Here is a 23,577-nt window from a genome sequence, read left to right on the forward strand (position 1 = left end):
GGGGCGGCGCCGCATGTCGCGCTCCCTCACGCTCGCCGCCATCGGTGCCTGCGTCCTCGTGATCGCGAGCATCGTCGTGTCCGCATGGCCCGGCGGCACCGGGCTCAGACCACCCGGGACGCCGTCGCCCGACGCCACCACGGCCGCCGCCTTCACGGGCGTGTACCGCATCGGCGCCCTCGGCGACGCCGACCCGGGCGGCGGGCAGGACACCGTGCTGAACCGCAGCGTGACCCGGGCGCTCTCCGACCACGGGACCGGCACCGGCGGCGGCAACGGCGGCGTGGCCACGCCCCCGCTGGCCGTCTCCGACCTCACCGCCCACAAGGAGTCCACCGAGCCCGCGAACCGCCGGCTCATAGCGCGCTGGCTGGAGATGGAGCCGGGCCTGACCGGGGTCGTCGGCGGCGACCCCGCGCTCAAGCTGCCGGAGAGCGGCCTGACGTCCTTCCGCCTCCCCGTCGTACGCGCCTGCCGCCACGACGGCGCCGGCCTCAGCCCTGAGCCGCGGTACGCGGACACCAACGAGCTGCGCTCCTCCGCGTCCACCGCCGACATGGGCGTCGTGATGGCCCGCCACCTCGCCGCCGAGCCCGGGGTCAGGAAGGTCTACGTCCGCGGCGACACCGCCGCGGGACCGACCCGGGCCCTGGTCGACCGGCTGCGCGCCGACGGCGTGGAGGTACAGACGGACGACGCGGGGCAGCTCGCCGACGCCATCGGCCGGTTCGAGCCCGACGCGGTGTTCCTGGAAGGCGGGGCGGGGAACCTGGCCGACTGGCTGGAGCAGGTCGAGAACAGCGGGTTCACCGGCGTGAAGGCGCTGTGGGACCCGACCGCGCCGACGTGCACAGGACGCAACGCCGCCGCCGACGCGGACTTCTCCGTGCCGGACGGCTGGCTGACCGTCCGCGGCCACTACGACGTGCGCCTGGACCCCGACGCCGGCCGCCGCGCCGCCGTCCGCAAGGCCCTCGGCGACGACCTGGCCGGCCGCCCGTACGCCGTCGAGACCTACGACGCCGCCCGCGCCATGCTCTCCGCCTGGGACACCGTCTCGGCGGAGGACCGCAACAGCAACGAGCCGGACCTGGCCCGCGCGGCGCTGGCCGAGGCGCTGCCGACGGTGCAGGTGCGCGGGACGCTGGGCGGCTGGTGGAAGGAGCTGTCGCAGGCCGAGGCGCACCCGGTGGTGTGGCTCGACCGCCGGGAGGGCGGCGAGTGGCACCAGGAGGCGGAGAAGCGCCGCTGAGCGCGGGGGGCGCGCCCCCGGCGGGTGCGGGCGTGGCCGCGCGCCTGCCGCACGCGCAGGGGATCCCCGCCCGTACAGCCCCGCCGTACGGGCAGAGGCCCTGTACAGCCCCGCCGTAGGCGCACGGGCCCGCCCGTACCGCCGTGACCGCAGCCATGGCCGTACGGGCGGGCCTCCGCGCGCCCGGCGGTTGCCGGTGGTGCCCTACGAGACCCCGACCCCCCGCTGCTCGGACCGCTCCCCCTCGTCGTGCCCTTCGGCCCCTTCGGGCCGCTCCAGCGCCACCCGCGGCAGCTTCCTGGCCAGCGGGCCGGGCAGCCACCAGGCGTGCCGGCCGAGCAACTGCATCACCGCGGGCACGATCAGGCAGCGGATCACCAGCGCGTCCAGCAGGATCGCCACCGCGAGCCCCAGGCCGAACTGCTGGAGCATCCGGCTCGGGCTCAGGATGAAGGCCGCGAACACCACGATCATGATCAGCGCCGCCGCCGTGATCACCTGCCCGGTGACGGCCAGGCCCTCGCGTACCGCGTGCCCGGCGTTCTTCGTACGCTCCCACTCCTCGTGCATCCGGGAGACGAGGAAGACCTCGTAGTCCATGGAGAGCCCGAAGACGATCGCGAAGATCATCACAGGGATGAACGCCTCGATGGGCCCCTGCTCCACACCGAACCAGCCCTCCTGGAAGACCAGCGTGATCACGCCGAGCGCGGCGCCGATGGACAGCAGGTTCAGCACCGCCGCCTTGAGCGGGATCCAGAGGGACCGGAAGACCACCATCAGCAGCAGTGTCGACAAGCCGACGACGAGGGCGACGAACAGCGGCATCCGGTCGGCGACGGTGTCGGAGAAGTCCTGCGTACCGGCGGTGGCCCCGCCGACCAGGTACTCGGCGCCGGTCTCCGCCGCCAGCGGCGGCAGCACGTCGTCGCGCAGGTCGTGCACGAGGTCCGCGGTCGCCTCGTCCTGCGGCGCCGACGCGGGGAAGACGATCACGGTCGCGACCTCGCCGTCCTCGGACGGCAGCGGCGGGGTCGTCGCGGCGACGCCGTCGGTCGCCGCGATACGGGCCTGCGCCTGCTCCCCCGCCTCGGCGGCACCGGCCGCGCCGGCTCCGGCGCCGCCCTGCGCCACGACGAAGAGCGGGCCGTTGAAGCCGGGCCCGAAGCCCTCGGCGAGCAGGTCGTACGCCTTCCTGCTGGTGCTGGAGGGGGCGTCGTTCCCGGCGTCGGCAAAGCCGAGCCGCATGCCCAGCACCGGCGCCGACAGGGCCACGAGCGCGACCAGGGCGGCGACCAGCGCGGGCAGCGGGCGGCGCTGCACGGCGTCCGCCAGGGCTCGCCAGCGGCTGCCCTCGACCTTGCCCTTGGCCGCCGCCTTCTCGGCGCGCTTGAGCACGTGGCGCTGGATGCGCCGGCCGAGCACGGCGAGCAGCGCGGGCAGCAGCACCAGCGACGCGGCCATCGTGACCAGCACGGTCAGCGCCACCGAGAGCGCCACGCCCTGCAGCGAGCCGAGACCGAGGGCGACGAGGCCGAGGAGGGCGACGATGACGGTGCAGCCGGCGAAGAAGACCGTGCGGCCGGCGGCGTCGAGCGCGATGCGGGCGGCGCTGTCGCGGTCGGCGCCGCGGATCAGCTCGTGGCGGTACCGGTAGAAGATCAGCAGCGCGTAGTCGACGCCGACGCCGAGGCCGACGAGCATCATGATCGGCGGGGTGAAATCGGCGACGGTGAAGACGTGCCCGGCCATGGTGATCAGGCCGACGGCCGTGCCGACCGCGAACAGCGCGGTGACCAGCGGCACCGCGGCGGCCACCAGCGAGCCGAAGAGCAGCACGAGGATCGCCAGCGCCGCGAGCATGCCCGCGCCCTCGGCGCCGCCGCCTCCCTCCTCCTCGGCGCCGCGCACGGCCTCGCCTCCCAGCTCGATCTGGAGCGCGTCGGTCCGTGCGTCCTGCGCGGTGTCGATGATCTTCTCGACGTCCGCCTTCGGCACGGTCTCCGCCTTGCCGTCGAGGGTGACGGTGGCGTACGCGACGTCGCCGCCCTCGGAGACGGCCGCGCCGCCGTCGGCGTACGGGCTGCGCACGTCCACGACGCTCGGCAGCCCGCGCACCTGCTCCAGCATGCGCTCGACGTCCTGCTCGGTGCCCGCAGCCCGCAGCCCGCGCTCGTCCTTGAACACGATCTCCAGACTGTCGCCCGCCTGCGCGGAGCCGTGCTTCTCCAGCAGGTCGGTGGCGGCCTGGGAGTCGGTGCCGGGGAGGGAGAAGTCGTTGCGCCAGTTGCTTCCGGCGCCCTGGGAGGCGGCGGTGACGCCGAGGAGGACGACGATCCAGAGGAGGATCGCCAGCCGCCGGCGGCGGCGCGACCAGTCGGCGAGGCGGGCGAAGAGACCGGGGCGGGTGCCGGGATCGGTGGGCGGCGGAGCTGCGCGGTGTGCGGACATGACGCCAGCGTGGGGGGCCGGCTGGGGCGGGCACGTCGGCCGGGCGCGGACACCGCCCCTACCCCGCTGGTTGCGCCCGCCGCCGGTCCCGTACTACCCGGGTTGCGCCCGCCCCCGTAACGCCGCCGAGTCCCCTAGGGGGCGCTCCCGAATCCCCTACGGCCTCCGCCCACCGGCGCTGCGGCGGGGCGGGTCACCGGGTCGTCAGGGTCCGGGGGACGGGTCGCTGTCGGCGGGGCGGCCTACCCTTGGGCGGGTGCGTGGGGGACGGGGGGTCGGAGTGCGAAACCGGGGGTGTCGGGACGGGGCACGGAGCCGGGCACGTCGGGTCGAGCACGCGGAGGCGGCACGTCAGCGCGGGGACATGGAGTGGGGCGGATCAGGGCGGGCGTGTGCAGTCGGGCACGTCGGGCCGGGTGCAGGGAGTCGGGCACGTCGGGTCCGGCGCAGAGAGTCGGGCACGTCGGGTCCGGCGCTGGGAATGAGGCGCGTGACATCGCGGGGCCGGCGCGGGGGCGTCAGGGGGCCAGCCAGCCCGGGCGGACCATCCCCGACTCATAGGCCAGCACCACCAACTGCGCCCGGTCGCGCACTCCCAGCTTCGTCATGATCCGGCTCACGTGCGTCTTCGCCGTCGCCGGGCTCAGTACCAGCCGGGCCGCGATCTCGTCGTTCGTCAGCCCGGCGGCGACCAGTTGCATCACCTCGGCCTCCCGCTCCGTCAGCGCGTTCAGCCGCGGACTCGGCTCCGGCGCCTTCACCCGGCCGGCGAACTCGGCGATCAGCCGCCGCGTCACCGACGGGCTGATCAGCGCGTCGCCGCGGGCCGCCACCCGCACCGCGTGGATCAGCTCCTCCGGCTCGGTGTCCTTGACCAGGAACCCGGCGGCGCCGGCGCGCAGCGCGCCGTACACGTAGTCGTCGAGGTCGAACGTCGTCAGGATGACGACCCGGACGTCCGCCAGCCGCTCGTCCGCGGCGATCCGCCGGGCCGCCTCCAGGCCGTCGGTGCCCGGCATCCGGATGTCCATCAGGACGACGTCGGGGCGCAGTTCGCGGCACGCGGCCACCGCCTGGTCGCCGTCGCTCGCCTCCCCGACCACGTCGAGGTCGTCCTCGTCCGCCAGGATCGAGCGGAAGCCGGCGCGCACCAGCTTCTGGTCGTCGGCGAGCAGAATCCTGATCATGCCTGGGCGTGCTCCGTTCCGTAGGGCAGCCGGGCGGTGACGGCGAACCCGGCGCCTCCCGGCCGCGGGCCCGCGGCCAGCTCCCCGCCGACCGCCCGCGCCCGCTCCCGCATCCCGCCGATGCCGCTGCCGCCGCCGACCGCGGCGGTGCCGGGTCCGGCGCCGGACCCGCCCCCTGCGCGGGCCTCGGCTGCGGCGCCCCGGCCGTCGTCCTCCACCGCGAGCCGCAGTTCCCGGTCACCGTAGTCCAGCCGTACGGTCACGGACGTGGCCCCCCGCGCATGCCGCGCGACGTTCGTCAGCGACTCCTGCACCACCCGGTACGCGGTCAGGTCCAGCTCCGCCGGCAGCGTCCGTTCCGCGCCCTCCACCACCGTCTTCACCCGCAGCCCCGCGGTGTCCGCCGCCCGCTCCGTCAGCTCGCGCAGGCGCGCCAGCCCCGGCGCGGGCGCCGTCGGCGCCTCGTCGTCGACCTGCCGCAGCACCCCCAGCGTGGTGCGCAGCTCGCGCAGCGTCTCGCGGCTGGTCTCCTTGATGGCGGCCAGCGCGCCGGCGGCGGCCGGGTCGGGGGTGGCGCTCTTCTTCAGCCGGTGCAGGGCGGCGCCGGACTGGACGTTGATCAGCGAGATGTTGTGCCCGATGACGTCGTGCAACTCACGTGCGATGCGCAGCCGTTCCTCGGTCGCGCGCCGGCGCGCCTCGCCCTCGACGTGCGCGCGCCTGCCGTGCCACATCGCGCCCAGCGCCACCACCGCGACCACCCAGCCGGTGAGCATGAACAGCGCGATGCCGTTGACGTCGTCGTTGCCCGACAGCGTCCCCGCCGCGGTACCGGCGACGACGAGCGCGCCCAGCGCCGCCGCCGCGCGCAGCCGCCCCGCGGCGGCCACGCAGTACAGCGCGATGACGAGCACGACGAACAGCGGACCGTCGTACGCGCTGCTCACGTAGTAGACGCCGACGACCGGGACGACGAACGCACCCACGGCGACCGGACGGCGGCGGGCGAAGTACAGCGCCCCGCAGGCCAGCGCGATCAGCGCCCAGCCCAGCGCCGTCGTCGCCCACGGCTCCCGGCGCTGGCCGACGAACGCCTGCACCGTGCCCAGCGCCACCAGCGCACCCGTACCGGCCGCGAGGGCGGTGTCCGCCGCGCGGCCCTGGGGCAGGCGGAGCTGACGTACGGGCAGGGGCATGACCCCAGCGTACGTGCCCGGGCGCACGCCCCGGAGCGAAGGCGCCGGCCCCCGCGAGCCCGGGCCGTACGGCCCGCAAGGGGCACGCACGGCGGAAGCCCGCCGCCCCCCGGAGGGGACGACGGGCTTCCGTCTGTCGTGCTGCGTACTACTACCCGGGCCGGCAGGCCCGCGATCAGCTCTGGCCGCCGGCCAGCTTCTCGCGGAGGGCCGCCAGCGCCTCGTCCGAGGCCAGCGCGCCGGAGTCGTCCGCACCCTCGGAGGAGTACGAACCGCCGCCGGACGGAGCCGGCGCCGAGTCGCCCGCCTCGGCCGCCGCCTGGGCGTCGGCCTCGCGGGACTTGACGACCTGCGCCTGGTGCTGCTCGAAGCGGGTGTGGGCCTCCGCGTACTGGCCCTCCCACTCCTCGCGCTGCTTCTCGTACCCGTCGAGCCACTCGTTGGTCTCGGGGTCGAAGCCCTCGGGGTAGATGTAGTTGCCCTGGTCGTCGTACGACGCCGCCATGCCGTAGAGCGTCGGGTCGAAGTCGACGGCCATCGGGTCGGGACCGAAGGTCTCGTTCGCCTGCTTCAGCGAGAGGCTGATGCGGCGGCGCTCCAGGTCGATGTCGATGACCTTGACGAAGATCTCGTCGCCGACCTGGACGACCTGCTCCGGGATCTCCACGTGGCGCTCGGCCAGCTCGGAGATGTGGACCAGGCCCTCGATGCCCTCGTCGACACGGACGAACGCGCCGAACGGAACCAGCTTCGTGACCTTGCCGGGCACGACCTGACCGATCTGGTGCGTGCGCGCGAACTGCTGCCACGGGTCTTCCTGGGTCGCCTTCAGGGACAGCGAGACGCGCTCGCGGTCCATGTCGACGTCCAGGACCTCGACCGTGACCTCCTGGCCGACCTCGACGACCTCGGACGGGTGGTCGATGTGCTTCCAGGACAGCTCGGACACGTGCACCAGGCCGTCCACGCCGCCCAGGTCCACGAAGGCGCCGAAGTTGACGATCGAGGAGACCACACCCGACCGCACCTGACCCTTCTGGAGGGTGGTGAGGAAGGTCTGGCGGACCTCGGACTGGGTCTGCTCGAGCCAGGCACGGCGGGACAGAACCACGTTGTTCCGGTTCTTGTCCAGCTCGATGATCTTGGCTTCGAGCTCCTTGCCGACATAGGGCTGAAGGTCGCGCACGCGGCGCATCTCGACCAGCGACGCGGGCAGGAAGCCCCGCAGGCCGATGTCGAGGATGAGACCGCCCTTGACGACCTCGATGACGGTACCGGTGACGATGCCGTCCTCTTCCTTGATCTTCTCGATGGTGCCCCACGCACGCTCGTACTGCGCGCGCTTCTTCGAGAGGATCAGCCGGCCTTCCTTGTCCTCCTTCTGCAGGACAAGGGCCTCGATCTCGTCGCCGACGGCGACGACCTCGTTCGGGTCGACGTCGTGCTTGATCGAGAGTTCCCGGGAAGGGATGACACCCTCGGTCTTGTAGCCGATGTCGAGCAGGACCTCGTCCCGGTCGACCTTCACGATGACGCCGTCGACGATGTCGCCGTCGTTGAAGTACTTGATCGTCTCGTCGATCGCGGCGAGGAAGGCTTCCTCGGAACCGATGTCGTTGACCGCGACCTGCGTCGTGGCGGCCGCGGTGTTCTCGGTGCTGCTCGTCATGTGGGATTGGGCTCCGGTACGGGCAAGTTGAGTCGTCGTCACTCCACGCCGAGAGCCCTGTGATCGCACCGCCGAAGCCGGACAGCCTAAGAGGCGCTTTCCCGACTCCACCCGGGAGTCCGGCAGCGCCTCGTGAACCGAGGGGACATACAACAGATGCGAGCGCGACCTACTCCGTCCGAGGCGCGCAGGCCCGCAGCGCAACTTGTAGCATACGGGGGCAGCCGGGCATGGTCAATGCGCGAAGAGTGCACCTGGGGCATGCCGCCCCATACCCGGCAGTAGTGGCGCTCCGTCACTCTCGCGCGTGGCAGGAAGGTACTACGACGGGTCCGCCGATGGTCCACGAGTACGAAAACGGTACGGGCGGTGTCGGCGGGGCCGCTGACGCGGATGTTCCGGCAGAGGCTACCCGACGGCCCGTCCCAGCGCGGGAAACCCGGCAAGCGAGCCGTGGTTGGTGGGACCGCAACGCCGACGACTACCAGCGCGAGCACGGCGGCTTCCTCGGCGGCGCGGACGGCGCCCGCTTCATCTGGGGCCCCGAAGGGCTGGACGAGGCCGAGGCCCGGCTGCTCGGCCCCCCGGATTCGCTGACCGGGCGGGCGGTGCTGGAGGTGGGCGCGGGGGCGGCGCAGTGCTCGCGCTGGCTCGCCGAGCAGGGGGCGCGGCCCGTAGCGCTGGACCTCTCCCACCGTCAGTTGCAGCACGCGCGCCGCCTGGCCCTCGAAGCGCCCGCACAGGCCGCGCCGTTCCCGCTGCTGCAGGCGGACGCGACCGCGCTGCCGTTCCGCGACGGGGCGTTCGACCTGGCGTGCTCGGCATACGGCGCCGTGCCGTTCGTCGCCGCACCGGTCGCGGTGATGCGGGAGGTCAGGCGGGTGCTGCGGCCCGGCGGGCGGTGGGTCTTCTCCGTCACCCACCCCGTGCGCTGGGCGTTCCCCGACGAACCGGGGCCCGAGGGGCTCTCGGTGGCCGCGTCGTACTTCGACCGCACGCCGTACGTCGAGCAGGACGAAGAAGGGCGCGCACTGTACGTCGAGCACCACCGGACGCTCGGCGACCGCGTGCGCGACGTGGTGGGGGGCGGCTTCCGGCTGCTGGACCTCGTGGAGCCGGAGTGGCCGCAGTGGCACGACCAGGAGTGGGGCGGCTGGTCGCCGCTGCGCGGGCACCTGATCCCCGGCACGGCGATCTTCGTCTGCGAAGCGGCCTAGAGCCCGCCGCGGGCAGCGGCCCCGGGCGGCGGCCGGGGCGCGGTCCGTAGCACACTGGCGTCCGTGGCCCTCCGCTCCGACGCACTCGACGCCCTGCCCGTACGGCACGCGCTGCCCGCCCTGCGCGCGGCCCTCGAAGGACCCGGCGCCGCCGTGCTCGGCGCACCGCCCGGCACCGGCAAGACCACGCTGGTCCCGCTGGCCCTCGCCGGACTCGTCCCCGGCACCGGCGACGGGCCCCGCCGGGTGCTCGTCGCCGAACCCCGCCGCATGGCGGCGCGGGCCGCCGCACGCCGCATGGCGTGGCTGCTCGGCGAAGAGACCGGCGAACGGGTCGGGTTCACCGTCCGCGGCGAGCGCCGCGCCGGGCCCCGCACCCGCGTCGAGGTCGTCACCACCGGCGTCCTCCTGCAACGCCTCCAGCGCGACCCCGAGTTGGCCGGCGTGGACGCCGTGCTCCTCGACGAGTGCCACGAACGCCACCTCGACGCCGACACCGCGCTCGCCTTCCTCGTCGACGTACGCGCCACCCTCCGCCCCGAACTGCGGCTCGTCGCCGCCTCCGCCACCTCCGACACCGCCGCCTGGGCGCGCCTCCTCACCGCGCCCGACGCCGCCGCGCCCGCCCCCGTCGTACGCGGCGAGGGCACGATGCACGCCGTCGCGATCGGCTACCGCCCCCCGCCCGCCGGCGTACGCCCCGCCCACGGCACCCGCGTCGACCCGGCGCTGCTGGCCCACATCGCCGACGTCGTACGCGAAGGGCTGCGCCGGCCGGACGGCGACGTGCTCTGCTTCCTGCCGGGCGTCGGCGAGATCGCCCGGGTCGCCGGACTGCTGGCGGACACGGCCGCAGACGTACTGCAGTTGCACGGACAGGCACCCGCCGAGGTGCAGAACGCCGTGCTGCGCGGCAGCGCCCCCGGCGAGCGGCGCGTGATCCTCTCGACCGCGGTCGCCGAGTCCAGCCTGACCGTGCCGGGCGTGCGGATCGTCGTCGACGGCGGTCTCGCACGCGAACCGCGCATGGACCACGCCCGCGGGCTCGGGGCACTCACGACCGTACGGGTCTCCGCCGCCACCGCCACGCAGCGGCTGGGCCGCGCCGGGCGCGAAGGGCCAGGACTGGCGCTGCGCTGCTGGTCGCAGGCCGAGGACGGGCGGCTGCCGCGCTACCCGTCGCCGGAGATCGCCGTCGCCGACCTGGCCGGCTTCGCCCTGCAAGCCGCCTGCTGGGGCGACCCCGACGCCACCGGGCTCGCCCTGCTCGACACCCCGCCGCCGGGCGCGCTGGCCGCCGCCCGCGACGTGCTGCGGGCGGTCGGCGCCGTGGACACCGCCGGCCGCCCGACGCCCCGCGGCACCCGCCTCGCCGGCCTCGGCCTGCACCCCCGGCTCGGCCGCGCCCTGCTCGACGCCGCCGCGGAAGCCGGCCCCCGCGCGGCGGCCGAGGCGGTGGCGCTGCTCAGCGAAGAGCCGCCGCGCTCGTACGGCGACGACCTCGCCGCCGCCTGGCGCCGCGCCCGCCGCGGCGGCGACGCCTACGCCCCCCGCTGGCGCCGCGAAGCCCAGCGCCTGCGGCGGGCGCTGCGGCCACCGGCGGACGACCCGAATCCGGCGGGCGCGCACTGGGAAGACGAGCCCGGCACCCCGTCCCGCACACCCGCCACGGGCGAAGGCGCGACCCCACCCGCGAAAGCCGCCGCCCACGGCGCCGCCGGGCGCACCGCTGCCTCCCGCGACGTCGGCGGCCAGGGCGGCGGCGGACTCGGCGACGACGCCGTCGCCGGTCTCGTCGCCGCGCTCGCCTTCCCCGAGCGCGTCGCCCGGGGCCGCGGCGACGGCTCGTACCTCATGGCATCCGGCACCCGCGTGGAAGCCGGCGCCGAATCCGCCCTGCGCGGGCAGCCGTGGCTCGCCGTCGCCGTCGCCGACCGGCCCGTCGGCGCCGCCGGCGCCCGGCTGCGGCTCGGCGCCCCCCTCGACGAAGCCACCGCGCTACGGGCCGCCGAAACCCTGCTCCGCACCGAAGAAGAAGTCACCTGGTCCGCCGAGCGGCACGAAACCGTCGCCCGCCGCGTCACCCGCCTCGGCGCCGTCGAACTCCGCGCCCGGCCCCTTCCCCGCCCCGACCCCGACCGCCTCCGGGCCGCCCGCCTCGACGGACTGCGCCGCGAAGGCACCGCGCTGCTGCGCTGGTCCGAGCACGCCCGCGCGCTACGCCGCCGGCTGGCGTTCCTCCACGGCGCACTCGGCGACCCCTGGCCCGACGTCTCCGACGAGGCACTCCTCGCCCGCGCCGACGACTGGCTGGACGACGACCCGCGCCGCATCGACGCCGGCCGCGTACTCCAAGGGCTCCTCCCCTGGGCCCGCGGCGAAGCCGCCCGCCTCGACGAACTCGCCCCGGAACGCATCGACGTGCCCAGCGGCTCCCGCATCCGCGTCGACTACGACGACCCGCAGCAGCCCGTGCTCGCCGTCAAGCTCCAGGAACTCTTCGGCCTCGACCGGACCCCGCGGATCGCGGACGGCCGCGTACCGCTCCTGGTGCACCTGCTGTCACCCGCCGGCCGCCCCGCCGCCGTCACCGCGGACCTGGAGTCCTTCTGGCGGCAGGGCTACCCCGCGGTCCGCGCCGAGCTGCGCGGCCGCTACCCGAAGCACCCCTGGCCCGAGGACCCGGCCACCGCCACGCCCACCCGGCACACGACGCGCCGCACGAACGCCGGCCGCTGACCGGTGGGGCCGGCTGACCGCCGGCCCTGCCCGTCCTACGCCGCGCCCTGCTCGACGGTCAGCTCCAGCGTCAGCGTCACGCCCTCGCTCGTCGTGAGCAGCAGCAGGTACGTCCCCGCCGTGTCGCCCGCGTGGATCGTCGGGAGCTTCACCGTGCCGTCGTCCTCCGTCGTCAGGTTCAGCTTGCGGACCGGGTTGCCCTCGGTGTCCTCGAAGTACGGGCCCTTGTCGTTCGGCTCGCCCGCCTCCGTGACCATCGCCGCCGTCACCGGCGCCTTCGCCGCGGGACCGCCGCGGTACGTCACCTTGGCCTCGACGGTGCCGAACTCGCCGCCCGCCGCCGCCTTCAGCGCCGCGTCACCGACCCGGGCCAGCCCGTACGACGCCTCCACCTCGGCGGCGAACTCCACCGGGCTCACGCCGCCGCTCGTCGTGGCGCGGATCGTGAAGTCCCCGGTCAACTGGCCCGCCTTGACCACGGGCGCCGTCGCGTAGCCGGAGCCGTTCGTGGTCACCGAGGCGGTCTTGCCGCCACCGGCGAAGACCGCGCCGGTCTGGCCGCTGATGGTGAACGTCACCGTCTTGCCGGACACGCCCGTGCCGCGCGAGGTCACGCCCCGCACCTTCGGCCGCTCGGCGAAGTCGGCGCCGGTGTACGCGGTCGGGGACTGCGGGCTCACCACGCGCAGATCCGCGATGGTCGGTGCCGGCGACGGGTCGCCGGGGTCCTCGCCGCCGGGCGGCGGCGGCTCGGTGGGGCCGGGGCCGGGGCTGTTGCCGCCCTTGCCGTCGTCCTTGCCGTCTTCCTCGCCGCCGCCCTTGCCGTCGTCGCCGCCCTTGCCCGGGCGGTCGCTCCCCGACGGGCTCGGCGAGGGCGTCGGCGTGTTGATGCCGTCGCTGCGGTCGCCCGGATCGGCGCCGGTGCCGTCGGGCACCGAGTCGGCGCCGCCCTCCTTGTAGAAGTCGTACCAGGTCAGGACCGTACGGAGATACGACTCCGACTGGTTGTACCCGAGGATGGCGGCTTCCAGGTCGGCCTGCGAGGACAGATCCCGCCCGCCCGCACACAGATAGCGCCCGGCGGACAGGGCCGCGTCGTAGACGTTGTCCGGATCCCGCTCGCCGTCGTCGTTCCCGTCGCTGCCCCAGGTGGCCCAGGTCGAGGGGATGAACTGCATGGGACCGACGGCGCGGTCGTGGGTGGTGTCCCCGTCGTACTCGCCGCCGTCGGTGTCCGTGATGTTCGCGAAGCCGTTGCCGTTCAGCACGGGACCGAGGATCGGGTTCCGGGTCGTACCGTTCGCGGTCACGTCACCGCCGCGGGCGTGCCCCGACTCGACCCGGCCTATGGCCGCCAGCAGCTCCCACTCCAGGTTGCACCCGGGGTTCGTGCTCGCGAGCCGGCTCTCGGCCTGCTTGTACGCGTCGAGGACGGTCGCCGGGATACCGGAGTCGTCTGCCTCGTCCTCCAGTTCGTCACCGGGCGAGGGGTTGGCGCTCTCCAGCGGCGGCAGGTCGGTGTAATAAGGGGAGCCACCCGTGATCGAGTCCTCCCCGCCGCCGGGCGCCTGGTCAGGGGCGCTCTTCCCGGGGGCGTCGGGCCCGGCGGAAAGCCCCGGCGCCTGTGAGGCCGTGAGCGCCGCCATCGCGGCGGCGGCCACCGCCGCGGTCATCGCACCCTTGCGCAGTCGTCGTCGCGTCGGCGCAGACATCGCCTACCCGTCCCCTCCGTAGGTCTGCAGGCTCCCCCGCACAGCAATGCTCGCGACCATACGTCAAGTTGATGCCGCGTTCTACCGCCTGTGGATGAACGGTGACCGCACCCGCACACCCCGCGGATACCCCTAGGACACCGGCGGGGCGGAGGTAGGGGTGGGGTCAGTACTTGGGCCCGACGTGCGCGTCCATGAGCGCGACGGAGGCACGCCTGGCGACGGAGATGTTCTTGGCCGCCCGCGCCCGCTGCCCACCGGCCCTCCACTCGACCCCGACCCGGTCGAGCGTGTCGCAGAACAGCCGGATGATGTCGGCGGAGCGGTTGGTGAAGAAGTAGCGGGGGTACTCGTATCGCTTCGTCACGCCCCCGGTGGTGCGCGCGGTCCAGTTGGTGATCCGGCACCCGTCGGAATGGACCAGCCCCCGGATGAACGGCCACGGATACGCGTCGACGATGCCCTGCTGCCAGGTCTCCAGACGGATCGCCCGCTCGTGCTTGGGGCCGGGGCCGTGCTGGGGGAACAGGCACGGCAGATGCCGGGAGTAGACCTTCACGTTGTGGCAGCCCGTCCGTGCGACCGAGCAGACCTTGTTGTGCGGGAAGACCGCGCTCATGGCGCGGTGGCAGTCGCCCATCAGGCCGGGCCAGGCGTCGGCGCAGGTGATCATGAGGCTGGGGACCCGGTGCCCGGAGTACCGGACGATGTGGCCGTCGCCCAGGTAGAGGCCCAGGAGGTAGGCGTAGGCCGTGTCGTCCAGCGGCCGGCCGTCGCACCGCGGGCACGGGCGGTCCGGGGCACCCGGTGATGTCCCGCGCCTGGCCCGGTCCCGGCAAAGCCAGTAGCCGACCGTTCCTACGGGAACGCCGAGGTCTCGGGCGATGTCGGCGTTCCGCGCGCCCGTGCGCAGCAGGGCGAGTGCCCGATCACGTACATCCGTGCCGTGCGTGTGCATGGAACAACTGTGCGCGACCGAACGCGGCCGCACGGATGCGCCGCCGGAATTCACGAGAATGATGCACTCCGGTCGAGCGAGAAGTGCCCGGTGTGGGATTCGAACCCACATGCCCGAAGGCACGGTTGTTTGAGAACCGCGTGTCTGACCAGTTCCACCAACCGGGCTCGCTCTGCGCGGGCCAAGCCTACCGCGTGCTCACCGCCGATGGCGCGGTCGGTACCCTCGTGGGTGCCCCCCTATCGCAGCCAGGCAATACCCCGAGGAGCACCGTGAGCGCCCCCGAGACCCCCGAAACCCCGGAGGACATCGCCGCCGCCAGCGCGGGAGGCGACGAGCACGTGCCGCCGCTGACCACCCGGGTCGTCATCGCGGAGGACGAGGCCCTCATCCGGCTCGATCTGAAGGAGATGCTGGAGGAGGAGGGGTACACCGTCGTCGGGGAGGCGGGGGACGGGGAGACCGCGGTGCAGTTGGCGCGGGAGATGAAGCCCGATCTGGTGATCCTGGATGTGAAGATGCCCGTGCTCGACGGGATCTCCGCCGCCGAGCGGATCGCCGCCGACTCCATCGCGCCGGTGCTCATGCTCACCGCCTTCTCCCAGCGCGAGCTGGTGGAGCGGGCGCGGGACGCCGGGGCCATGGCGTATCTGGTGAAACCGTTCAGCAAGGGTGACGTGGTGCCGGCCATCGAGATGGCCGTCTCGCGCTACACGGAGCTGAAGACGCTGGAGAAGGAGGTCGTCGACCTCACCCAGCGGCTGGAGACGCGGAAGCTCGTGGACCGGGCGAAGAGCATCCTGCAGACCGAGTACGGGCTGTCGGAGCCGGCGGCGTTCCGGTGGATCCAGAAGACGTCGATGGACCGCCGGCTGTCGATGCAGCAGGTGGCCGAGGCCGTGATCGAGGACGACGCGGAGAAGAAGGCCAAGAAGAAGCAGGCTTAGTCCGCGGAGCCTCTACGGGCTTCCGCGCGACCTGCGCCACGAACGCGCGCGAACGGCCCGTGCCCCCCTCCCCGGGGCGCGGGCCGCTCTGGCCGTGCGCTGGGCTCTCAGTCTTCGCCGAGGTACGCCTTGCGCACGGATTCGTCGTGCAGCAGTTCCTCTCCGGTGCCCGACAGGACGACCTTGCCGACCTCCATCACGTGGCCGTGGTCGGCGATGGAGAGCGCGGCCTGGGCGTTCTGCTCGACGAGCAGGATGGTGGTGCCCTGGGCCTTCAGCTCCCGGATCGTCTCCATGATCTTCTGCATCATGATCGGCGAGAGGCCCATGGAGGGTTCGTCGAGCATGAGCAGCTTGGGCCGGGACATCAGGGCCCTGCCCATGGCGAGCATCTGCTGCTCGCCGCCGGACAGGGTGCCGGCTGCCTGCTTGCGCCGTTCGCCGAGGATCGGGAACAGCTCGTAGCACATCTTGATGTCCTGCTCGATGCCCGCCGCGTCCTTCCGGAGGAAGGCGCCGAGTTGGAGGTTCTCGGTGATGGTGAGGCGGGGGAAGAGCCGGCGGCCCTCAGGGGAGTGGGCGAGGCCCATGGCGACGATCTTGTGGGCGCCGACGCCGTTGAGCGGCGTGCCGTCGAAGAAGATCTTGCCGCCGGAGGGCTTCAGCAGTCCGGAGAGGGTGCGCAGGGTCGTCGTCTTGCCGGCGCCGTTGGTGCCGATGAGGGTGACGACCTCGCCGCTCTGGACGCTGAACGAGATGCCCTTGACAGCTTCGATCTTGCCGTAGGCGACCTTCAGGTCGTCGACCTGCAGTAGCGCGGTCACGCGTCGCCCTCCTTGCTCTTCTTGGGGGCGCTGGTGCTCCCGGTGTTCTTGGCGACCGCGTCCTCGGCGGCGGCGACCTCCTCGACGGCCTCGTCCTCGGGGACGCCCTCGTAGGGGGTCCCGAGGTACGCGGCCACGACGCGTTCGTCGCTCTGGACGACCTCGGGGGTGCCCTCGACCAGTTTCTCGCCCTGGACGAGGACGGCGACGCGGTCGCAGAGCCCGAAGATGAACCGCATGTCGTGCTCGATGACGAGCACCGAGATGCCCTGCTCGCGGATGGCGAAGACCAGTTCGCGGGTGGCCCGGGTCTCCTGCGGGTTCATGCCCGCGGTGGGCTCGTCGAGGAGCAGCAGCCCCGGTTCGCTCGCCAGCGCCCGGGCGATCTCCAGCTTGCGCTGTTCGCCGTAGGGGAGGTTGCGGGCGAGGTGGTCGCGCTTGGCGGCCAGCCCGGTGAACTCCAGCAGTTCCATGGCGCGCGCTTCCGACTCCCGCTCCGCCCGCTTGAAGCCGGGGTTGCGCAGCAGCGCGGACCACAGCCCTTCGTGGGTGCGGGTGTGCCGGCCGACGAGGACGTTTTCCAGGACCGTCATGTTGGCGAAGAGACGGATGTTCTGGAAGGTACGGGCGATGCCCGCCTCGGTGACGCGGTGGGAGCGGTGCGGCAGGACCGTGCCCTTGTACCTGACCGTGCCCTCGGTGGGGATGTAGAGCCCGGTCATGCAGTTGAAGAAGGTGGTCTTGCCGGCGCCGTTGGGGCCGATGAGCCCGACGATCTCGCCGTGGTCGACGGTCAGGTCGACGTTGCGTACGGCGGTGAGGCCGCCGAAGCGCATGGTGACGCCGCGGGCGTCCAGGACGGTCCCGCCGCCGGGTCCCTTGGCGGGGACGGTTTCGCTGACCATCTGTGTCACACCCCCACCTTCTTGCCGAGGTCGGTATCTTCCTTGGGCACGTCCAACTGGCCGGTGTCGTGGAACTCGAGCTGCTTCCGGCGGTCGGCGATGAGGCCCTCCGGGCGGAAGCGCATGAGCAGGACCAGCGCCACGCCGAAGAGCAGCAGTTGGTATTCCTGGACGAACTGCAGCTTGGCGGGGATCAGGTAGAGCAGCGACGCGCCGATGAGCGGGCCGCTGACGGTGCCCATGCCGCCGAGGATGACGGCCGCCAGCAGGAACGCGGAGTTCGGCGGCACGGCTTCGACGAACTTGTACTGGGTGGGCGTGACGGTGTACGTCACGTGCGCCTGTACGGTGCCCGCCATGCCGGCCAGGGTGGCGCCGAGCGCGAACGCGAGGAGCTTGAGCCGGAAGGCGTTGATGCCCATGGCGCGGGCGGCGGTCTCGTCCTCGCGGATGGCGACCCAGGCACGGCCGATGCGCGACTGGTCGGCCCGCCGGAAGATCGTGACGATCACGACGGTGAACAGCAGCATGAGCAGGAAGTAGTTGGAGAACCTGCCCAGCTCCTGGCCGAGGATGGTGTGCTCCTCGCCGAGGTTGAAGCCGAAGATCTCCAGCTCCGGGATGTTCGGGATGCCGTTGGGGCCGTTGGTGACGTCGGGCCCGGAGTCGCCGTCGAGGTTCTGCACGCCGATGCGGAAGATCTCGCCGAACCCGAGGGTCACGATGGCGAGGTAGTCGCCGCGCAGCCGCAGGGTCGGGGCGCCGATGAGCACGCCGAAGACGAGGGACGCCGCGGCGCCGGTGAGCACGGCCGCCCAGAACGGGAAGGTGACCCCGATGCTGGAGGTGGGTGCGCCGGAGACCAGGGCGGCGGTGTACGCGCCGACGCCGAGGAAGGCGACGTAGCCGAGGTCGAGCAGGCCCGCCAGGCCGACGACGACGTTGAGGCCGAGCGCCACGGTGGCGAAGATGAGGATGTTGGTGCCGATGCTGGCGTAGGCGTCGTTGCTCTGGGTGAACGGGAAGGCGAACGCGGCGACGAAGGCCGCGGTCACGGTCACGTTCCGGTGCTTGGCGGTGAGCTGGCCCAGTTGCCGGGTGAGGCCCGCGCGGCCCACGGCGGGGAACGCGAAGGAGACGAGCACCATGTAGCCGATGAAGAGTTCGGCGTAGTCGGTGTCGATGCCGAACGTGAACACGTACAGGCCGAGGGCGAAGGCGGCGGAGATGATGACGATCTCCACCCAGCCCGGCAGGTCCCGCACCCGTCCCGGGACCGGCGCCTTCAGCGAGTGCACCAGGTGCGCCCAGGGGTTGGCGGGCGGGTTCTCGGCGTCCGGGGGGACGTCGGACGGCAGCCCGAGGGTACCGATGACGGCGGTCAGGGCCATGGCCACGGCGATGTAGCCGCCGGGGTCGACGTTGATCAGGCCGCCGAGGTTCTTGATGATGGCGCCGACGGTGTAGCCGGTGACGCCGAGGGTGCCGAGCGCGAGCAGCCGTACCGCGCTGTTGGCGCCGCCGGGGGTGAGCCAGCGCAGTCCGCGCAGTCCGCTGCCGGAGAGCAGGAACAGCAGGGTGAGCAGGGCGCCGGTGAGCGTCAGGAGCTGCAGCCCGCCGGGGTAGCCGTAGACGGTGAGGTTGCCCGGGAACTCCTCCGTGTAGGTCCACGAGAGGAACGTCGAGACGAACGTGCCGAAGGCGCCGGCGTAGGCGAGCGGCCGGGCGACGCCCGGGGGGAGGGGCAGCGCGCCGCCCGCGGGGGCGGTGGCGGAGGGAGTGTTCTTCTCCAGGGTGGTCATCGCTATCACGCCCGATCCGCGACGCGTTCGCCCAAGAGGCCCTGGGGCCGCAAGAGCAGTACGAGAATGAGCAGGACGAACGCCCAGACGTCCTTCCACGCACCGCCGCCGAGCTGCTCCATGCCGGGGATGTCGGCGATGTAGGCGGTGGCCATGGCCTCGGAGAGCCCGAGGACTACGCCGCCGATCATGGCGCCGTAGATGTTGCCGATGCCGCCGAGGACGGCGGCGGTGAACGCCTTGAGGCCGGCGATGAAGCCCATCTTGAAGTTGACCTCGCCGTAGCGCAGGCCGTGGGCGATGGCCGCGATGGCCGCGAAGGCGGCGCCGATGGCGAAGGCCATGACGATGATGCGGTCGGTGTTGATGCCCATGAGCTTGGCCGTGTCCGGGTCCTGCGACGTGGCCTGCATGGCGCGGCCGGTGCGGGTCTTGGAGACGAAGAAGCCGAGGGCGATCATGCACACGGGGGCGGCGATGAGCAGGTAGAGCTCGCCGCGTTCGATGGTGAACGCGCCGAAGTCGATGCGCGGGCCGGAGAACTCGGGGAAGGGCCGCGACTTCGTGGCCTCGGGGTACCAGGCCCAGATGGCCTGCTGGAGGGCGATGGACAGGCCGATCGCGGTGATAAGGGGGGCGAGGCGGGGGGCCCCGCGCAGGGGACGGTAGGCAAAACGTTCCGCGCCGACGCCGACGAGCACGGAACAGATGACGGCCATGAGGATCATCAGCGGCAGGGCGACGAGCAGGCTGGTGCCGTTCGGCATCCACAGCCACATCGTCAGGGCGCCGAAGCCGCCGATCATGAATATCTCGCCGTGGGCGAAGTTGATGAGCTGGACGATGCCGTACACCATCGTGTAGCCGATGGCTATGAGCCCGTACAAGGCGCCGAGTAGCAGGCCGTTGGCAAGTTGCTGCGGCAGATCGTTCACCGCTGGGCCTCCGAGTGGGTGTCAGATATGGCCGCGGGGGGGGCGCTGTGTGCGCCCCCCGCGCCGCTTGCGGTCTATGTGATCAATGGGCGGTGGTGGTCGCCCTGGTCAGCCTTCGAACTCGCCGCTGGTCAGCGGCACGTGCTCGCCGTCCTTGACCTGGTACAGCGACAACTGCTTGTTGGTGGTGTCGCCGAACTCGTCGAAGCCGACGCTGCCGGTCACTCCCTCGAAGGAAACGTCGTTCATGGCCTCGGTGATGGCCTTGCGGGCCTCGTCCGCGTCACCGGGCAGCTCGCCGTCGTTGTCCTCGACGACGGTCTTCACGGCCTGGATGATCGCCCAGGCGGAGTCGTAGGAGTAGCCGCCGTACGCCTCGAACGCGTCCTCGTAGCCGGCCGCCTCGTAGTTCTTGATGAACTCCTTGGCGGTGTCCAGCTCGGTCAGCGGGGCGCCGACGGAGCTGGCCATGTCGCCCTCGGCGTTCTCCTTGGCCAGGGCCACGTACTCGGCGCTGAACAGGGCGTCGCCGCCGACGGTCGGGATCTTGGCCCCGGCCTTCTTGACCTGGGCGGCCAGCGGGGCGCCGGCCGGGTACTCGCCGCCGTAGTAGACGAACTCGGCACCGGAGTTCTTGACCTTCGTGGCGATGGCCGCGAAGTCCTTGTCGTCGGGGTTGACGTGGTCGGTCCCGACGACCTTGCCGCCGAGCTTCTCGAACTCGTCGGCGAAGGTGCCGGCGAGGCCGGCGCCGTAGGTCTTCTTGTCGTCGATGACGAAGACCTTCTTCAGCTTCTGCTCGTTGTAGAGGTACTGCGCCGCGTACGGGCCCTGGATCGCGTCCGTGGTGGACACGCGGAAGTACGTGTCGAACGGGCGCGTCTTCTCGCCGCTCTGCCATTCCTCGCCCTGGGTCAGGGCGGGGTTGGTGTTGGCGGGCGAGACCTGGACCAGGTCGGCGTCGGCGAAGACCTTCTGCATGGACTGGCCGACGTCGGAGTTGAGCGGGCCGACGACGCCCATGACGTCCTCGTTGCCGACGAGCTTGGTGGCGTTCTGCTGGCCCTGCTGGGCCTGGGCCACGTCGTCGAGGGGCTCGAGCTCGAACGTGACGCCCTTGACCTCCTCGTTCTCGTTGGCCGTCTTCACGGCGAGCTCGGCGGAGTTCTGGATGCCGATGCCCAGGGCGGAGAGGTCACCCGTCAGCGGGGCGTCGAGGCCGATAACGACGGTCGTTCCGTCGCCACCGCCCCCGCCTTCGCTGTCGTCGTCGCGGGAACCGCAAGCAGACAGCGTGAGAGCCCCTGCGGTGACCGCAGTGGTGAGTATGAGCAAGGAACGGTGACGCACGATCTGTCCTTTCCCCTGGCGCGGCCTCGACTGCGCAGAGTGGGCCGGTGCACGCGGCAGGCGTCGGAAGGTGACCTGCTGCGCGGTGACTGGGCGTGACTCTAAGCCGCCCCGGGTCGAGGGGGCAGAGGTGCAGGCAATGCTGTGACTCTCTTGTTATGACCCTTACAGCCACCTTCCGCGTCGGCGGGCGTGGTCTGTGCCGGATCCACGGAGTCCGGACGCCCGAACGGGCGCGAAGCCGCTGCTGATGTCCTATGCGCCGGGAGCCGCCCGCGGGGCGGGTTCGCATATCGTACGCAGCGCCCGGGACAGTTCGGCGGCGTAGGTCCCGCCGAGGATGGAGCTGTAGTCCTGTATTGCGCGCGTGTTACGCAGCGTTACGCGCAGGGAGGGCAGACTCGCGTCGAGGGGAAGCCCCGCGCACCGGACGACCTCGAACCTGACGGTGACCCGGGTGGGTTGGCCTTGGGCGAGGTCCAGCGGCAGCGCGGGCCGGACCGACAGCTTCAGGCCGCTGTAGCCCTGGGTGATCTTCTCCAGTGAGGCGCCGCTGTCCGACGTGGCCATGAGCTGCGCGTCAAAGACGCTATCGCCCGCTTTGGGGGTTTCTATCCCGAGAAAGGAGAAGTGAGTGGACTGGATCGGGTACGGCACGGGCGCGGGCGGCTCCGGCTCCGGCCGTGTGGCCAGGGCGTATACGCCGACGGCGGCCAGCACGGCCAGTCCGGCGCCGGCGGCGGCGAGCCGGCGGGAGCGGGGCGGCAGCGCCGTCCAGCGCTCGCCGAGGCGCGGCCCCGCGGAGCCGCCGCCGAGGACCTCCGCGGGTGGGCCGGAGTCCGGTTCTGGGCCGGGCTCGGGCCGGGTGGGGGCGCTCATGGCGGACAGAGTAAGGGCGTACGGGCCGCTGCGCAGCGGCCCGTACGTACTCGCGTCCGACTACCGAACGTACGCGACGGCGGCGGGAGTCGGGGCCCGTGCCCCGACTCCCGCCGCCGTCGTGCGTACGCGGCCCGCGACCGGTCCGCGGGGACGCCGTCAGCGTCCCGGCGGGCCGGCGGCCGGGCGGGGTGCGGTCAGAAGTCCCACTCGGCGTCGTCGAGTTCGGCCCGCTTCTCGCTGTCCGCGCCTGCGAACGCGGCGCCCGCCATGCCCGCGGCGAGGGTGGAGCCGTCGGCGGGGTCGATCAGCAGGAACGAGCCGGTGCGCCGGCAGTCGCCGTAGGCGTCCATCGGCAGCGGCTCCGAGGTGCGGAGCACGACCCGGCCGATGTCGTTGACCTCCAGGGACCCCGGGGCGGGGTGGTGGGAGAGGTCGTCGAGCGTGAGCCGGTCGGGGATCTGCTTGACGATCGCCTTGACGGTGCGGGTGGTGTGCTTGAGCAGCACCCGGGCGCCGGGGGTGAGCGCGGTGTCGTGCAGGTGGCAGACGGTGGCCTGGATGTCCTGCGTGGCGTCGGGGGCCTGCTCGCTCGGGGCGATCATGTCGCCCCGGGAGATGTCGATGTCGTCGGCGAGCCGGATGGTGACCGACTGCGGCGCCCACGCGGCGTCGACGCTCTCGCCCAGCACGTCGATGGCGGCGACGCTGGAGGTGTGGCCCGAGGGCAGCACGGTGACGGGCTGGCCGACGTGGAAGATGCCGGAGGCGATCTTCCCGGCGTAGCCGCGGTAGTCGCGGTGCTCCGCGGTCTGCGGGCGGATCACGTACTGCACGGGGAAGCGGGTCACGCGGCCGCGCGGGTCGTGGTCGATCTGGACGGTCTCCAGGTGCTCCAGCACCGTGGGGCCCGCGTACCAGTCCATGACGGCCGACGGGGTGACGACGTTGTCGCCCTCCAGCGCCGAGATCGGGATGGTGGTCACGGCGGGCACGCCGAGGGCCTTGGCGTACTTGGTGAACTCGGCCGCGATGGTGGCGAAGACGTCCTCCGCGTAGCCGACGAGGTCCATCTTGTTGACGGCCAGGACCACGTGCGGCACGCGCAGCAGCGCGGCGACCGCGGCGTGCCTGCGGGTCTGCTCGACGACGCCGTGCCTGGCGTCCACGAGGATGACCGCCAGCTCGGCGGTGGAGGCGCCGGTGACCATGTTGCGGGTGTACTGCACGTGGCCGGGGGTGTCGGCGAGGATGAAGCGGCGCCGCGGGGTGGCGAAGTAGCGGTACGCCACGTCGATGGTGATGCCCTGCTCGCGCTCGGCGCGCAGCCCGTCGGTGAGCAGCGCCAGGTCGGGGGCCTCCTGCCCGCGGCTGGCGGAGGCGCGCTCGACGGCCTCCAACTGGTCGGCGAGGACCGACTTGGAGTCGTGCAGCAGCCGGCCGACGAGGGTCGACTTGCCGTCGTCGACGCTGCCCGCGGTGGCGAAGCGCAGCAGGGAGACCTCGGTGAGCGCGGCCGGCTCCGTGGCGGGGGCGGGTGGGTTCACAGTCATG

General features: G+C 72.7%; 17 protein-coding genes and 1 tRNA gene. 4 read left to right on the top strand and 14 right to left on the bottom strand.

Going from position 1 to position 23,577, the window contains the following annotated elements; all coding sequences use genetic code 11:
- The first annotated feature begins 13 nt into the window (after positions 1-13).
- Positions 14-1,252, top strand: a complete 1,239-nt coding sequence (locus tag ACFYVJ_RS17190) for an ABC transporter substrate-binding protein (RefSeq protein ID WP_388892044.1) — start codon at positions 14-16, stop codon at positions 1,250-1,252.
- Between the two features lie 204 nt (positions 1,253-1,456).
- Here ACFYVJ_RS17190 and ACFYVJ_RS17195 read toward each other — a convergent pair whose 3' ends face one another.
- From ACFYVJ_RS17195 to rpsA, 4 genes are all read right to left on the bottom strand, one after another.
- Positions 1,457-3,703 carry an MMPL family transporter gene (locus ACFYVJ_RS17195; RefSeq protein WP_388892047.1) on the bottom strand — a complete coding sequence of 749 codons (2,247 nt, stop codon included), beginning with the start codon at positions 3,701-3,703 and terminating at the stop codon, positions 1,457-1,459.
- A 518-nt stretch (positions 3,704-4,221) separates the two neighbouring features.
- Positions 4,222-4,890 carry a response regulator gene (locus tag ACFYVJ_RS17200; protein WP_388892050.1) on the bottom strand — a complete coding sequence of 223 codons (669 nt, stop codon included), beginning with the start codon at positions 4,888-4,890 and terminating at the stop codon, positions 4,222-4,224.
- Positions 4,887-6,086 carry a sensor histidine kinase gene (locus ACFYVJ_RS17205; protein ID WP_388892053.1) on the bottom strand — a complete coding sequence of 400 codons (1,200 nt, stop codon included), beginning with the start codon at positions 6,084-6,086 and terminating at the stop codon, positions 4,887-4,889. Before ACFYVJ_RS17205 ends, ACFYVJ_RS17200 begins: the two co-directional genes overlap by 4 nt.
- Positions 6,087-6,261: 175 nt before the next feature.
- Positions 6,262-7,755 carry a 30S ribosomal protein S1 gene (gene rpsA / locus ACFYVJ_RS17210; RefSeq protein ID WP_018835634.1) on the bottom strand — a complete coding sequence of 498 codons (1,494 nt, stop codon included), beginning with the start codon at positions 7,753-7,755 and terminating at the stop codon, positions 6,262-6,264.
- Positions 7,756-8,093: 338 nt separating this feature from the next.
- Between rpsA and ACFYVJ_RS17215 the strand changes: the two genes are divergently transcribed.
- Together ACFYVJ_RS17215 and ACFYVJ_RS17220 are read left to right on the top strand one after the other, a co-directional pair.
- Complete coding sequence (locus ACFYVJ_RS17215; RefSeq protein ID WP_388892057.1) at positions 8,094-8,972, top strand: class I SAM-dependent methyltransferase; 879 nt, start codon at positions 8,094-8,096, stop codon at positions 8,970-8,972.
- Between the two features lie 63 nt (positions 8,973-9,035).
- Complete coding sequence (locus ACFYVJ_RS17220; RefSeq protein ID WP_388892060.1) at positions 9,036-11,711, top strand: ATP-dependent RNA helicase; 2,676 nt, start codon at positions 9,036-9,038, stop codon at positions 11,709-11,711.
- A 35-nt stretch (positions 11,712-11,746) separates the two neighbouring features.
- On the opposite strand, the gene ACFYVJ_RS17225 is transcribed toward ACFYVJ_RS17220, so the two are convergent.
- The 3 genes from ACFYVJ_RS17225 to ACFYVJ_RS17235 all read right to left on the bottom strand — a co-directional run bounded on the left by ACFYVJ_RS17225 (position 11,747) and on the right by ACFYVJ_RS17235 (position 14,548).
- Entirely contained in the window at positions 11,747-13,183 is a 1,437-nt protein-coding gene (locus ACFYVJ_RS17225) for a lytic transglycosylase domain-containing protein (protein WP_388892300.1), read from the bottom strand.
- 406 nt (positions 13,184-13,589) lie between these two features.
- Positions 13,590-14,381 carry a helix-turn-helix domain-containing protein gene (locus tag ACFYVJ_RS17230; protein ID WP_388892062.1) on the bottom strand — a complete coding sequence of 264 codons (792 nt, stop codon included), beginning with the start codon at positions 14,379-14,381 and terminating at the stop codon, positions 13,590-13,592.
- A gap of 84 nt (positions 14,382-14,465) precedes the next feature.
- Positions 14,466-14,548: transfer RNA gene (locus ACFYVJ_RS17235), tRNA-Leu, on the bottom strand.
- Between the two features lie 105 nt (positions 14,549-14,653).
- Here ACFYVJ_RS17235 and ACFYVJ_RS17240 point away from each other — a divergent pair.
- On the top strand, positions 14,654-15,328 hold the full coding sequence (locus ACFYVJ_RS17240; protein ID WP_388892064.1) for an ANTAR domain-containing response regulator: 675 nt from the start codon (positions 14,654-14,656) through the stop codon (positions 15,326-15,328).
- A 107-nt stretch (positions 15,329-15,435) separates the two neighbouring features.
- Here ACFYVJ_RS17240 and ACFYVJ_RS17245 read toward each other — a convergent pair whose 3' ends face one another.
- The 7 genes from ACFYVJ_RS17245 to ACFYVJ_RS17275 form a co-directional block, all read right to left on the bottom strand.
- Positions 15,436-16,152, bottom strand: a complete 717-nt coding sequence (locus ACFYVJ_RS17245) for an ABC transporter ATP-binding protein (protein WP_101425120.1) — start codon at positions 16,150-16,152, stop codon at positions 15,436-15,438.
- The gene (locus tag ACFYVJ_RS17250) at positions 16,149-17,057 is read right to left on the bottom strand and encodes an ABC transporter ATP-binding protein (RefSeq protein ID WP_388892303.1); all 909 of its coding nucleotides are present in this window, start codon (positions 17,055-17,057) and stop codon (positions 16,149-16,151) included. The genes ACFYVJ_RS17245 and ACFYVJ_RS17250 overlap by 4 nt, the downstream gene beginning before the upstream one ends.
- 5 nt (positions 17,058-17,062) lie before the next feature.
- Complete coding sequence (locus tag ACFYVJ_RS17255; protein WP_388892305.1) at positions 17,063-18,859, bottom strand: branched-chain amino acid ABC transporter permease; 1,797 nt, start codon at positions 18,857-18,859, stop codon at positions 17,063-17,065.
- Between the two features lie 5 nt (positions 18,860-18,864).
- Positions 18,865-19,794, bottom strand: a complete 930-nt coding sequence (locus ACFYVJ_RS17260; RefSeq protein ID WP_101425117.1) for a branched-chain amino acid ABC transporter permease — start codon at positions 19,792-19,794, stop codon at positions 18,865-18,867.
- Between the two features lie 108 nt (positions 19,795-19,902).
- On the bottom strand, positions 19,903-21,144 hold the full coding sequence (locus ACFYVJ_RS17265) for a branched-chain amino acid ABC transporter substrate-binding protein (RefSeq protein WP_388892067.1): 1,242 nt from the start codon (positions 21,142-21,144) through the stop codon (positions 19,903-19,905).
- A gap of 255 nt (positions 21,145-21,399) precedes the next feature.
- Positions 21,400-22,023: a hypothetical protein gene (locus tag ACFYVJ_RS17270; RefSeq protein ID WP_388892070.1), complete on the bottom strand. Its 624-nt coding sequence runs from the start codon at positions 22,021-22,023 to the stop codon at positions 21,400-21,402.
- A 197-nt stretch (positions 22,024-22,220) separates the two neighbouring features.
- Positions 22,221-23,576 carry a sulfate adenylyltransferase subunit 1 gene (locus tag ACFYVJ_RS17275; RefSeq protein WP_388892073.1) on the bottom strand — a complete coding sequence of 452 codons (1,356 nt, stop codon included), beginning with the start codon at positions 23,574-23,576 and terminating at the stop codon, positions 22,221-22,223.
- Position 23,577 lies beyond the last annotated feature (1 nt).

It is taken from the genome of Streptomyces sp. NPDC004134 (assembly GCF_042874195.1).
Lineage (GTDB): Bacteria > Actinomycetota > Actinomycetes > Streptomycetales > Streptomycetaceae > Streptomyces.

Bases quoted from the DNA above. Each gene is read 5' to 3' on its own strand.
- ACFYVJ_RS17275 (WP_388892073.1), bottom strand. From the start codon at position 23,576: ATGACTGTGAACCCACCCGCCCCCGCCACGGAGCCGGCCGCGCTCACC.
- ACFYVJ_RS17200 (WP_388892050.1), bottom strand. From the start codon at position 4,890: ATGATCAGGATTCTGCTCGCCGACGACCAGAAGCTGGTGCGCGCCGGC.
- ACFYVJ_RS17195 (WP_388892047.1), bottom strand. From the start codon at position 3,703: ATGTCCGCACACCGCGCAGCTCCGCCGCCCACCGATCCCGGCACCCGC.
- rpsA (WP_018835634.1), bottom strand. From the start codon at position 7,755: ATGACGAGCAGCACCGAGAACACCGCGGCCGCCACGACGCAGGTCGCG.
- ACFYVJ_RS17270 (WP_388892070.1), bottom strand. From the start codon at position 22,023: ATGAGCGCCCCCACCCGGCCCGAGCCCGGCCCAGAACCGGACTCCGGC.
- ACFYVJ_RS17215 (WP_388892057.1), top strand. From the start codon at position 8,094: ATGGTCCACGAGTACGAAAACGGTACGGGCGGTGTCGGCGGGGCCGCT.
- ACFYVJ_RS17190 (WP_388892044.1), top strand. From the start codon at position 14: ATGTCGCGCTCCCTCACGCTCGCCGCCATCGGTGCCTGCGTCCTCGTG.
- ACFYVJ_RS17255 (WP_388892305.1), bottom strand. From the start codon at position 18,859: ATGACCACCCTGGAGAAGAACACTCCCTCCGCCACCGCCCCCGCGGGC.
- ACFYVJ_RS17205 (WP_388892053.1), bottom strand. From the start codon at position 6,086: ATGCCCCTGCCCGTACGTCAGCTCCGCCTGCCCCAGGGCCGCGCGGCG.
- ACFYVJ_RS17250 (WP_388892303.1), bottom strand. From the start codon at position 17,057: ATGGTCAGCGAAACCGTCCCCGCCAAGGGACCCGGCGGCGGGACCGTC.
- ACFYVJ_RS17230 (WP_388892062.1), bottom strand. From the start codon at position 14,381: ATGCACACGCACGGCACGGATGTACGTGATCGGGCACTCGCCCTGCTG.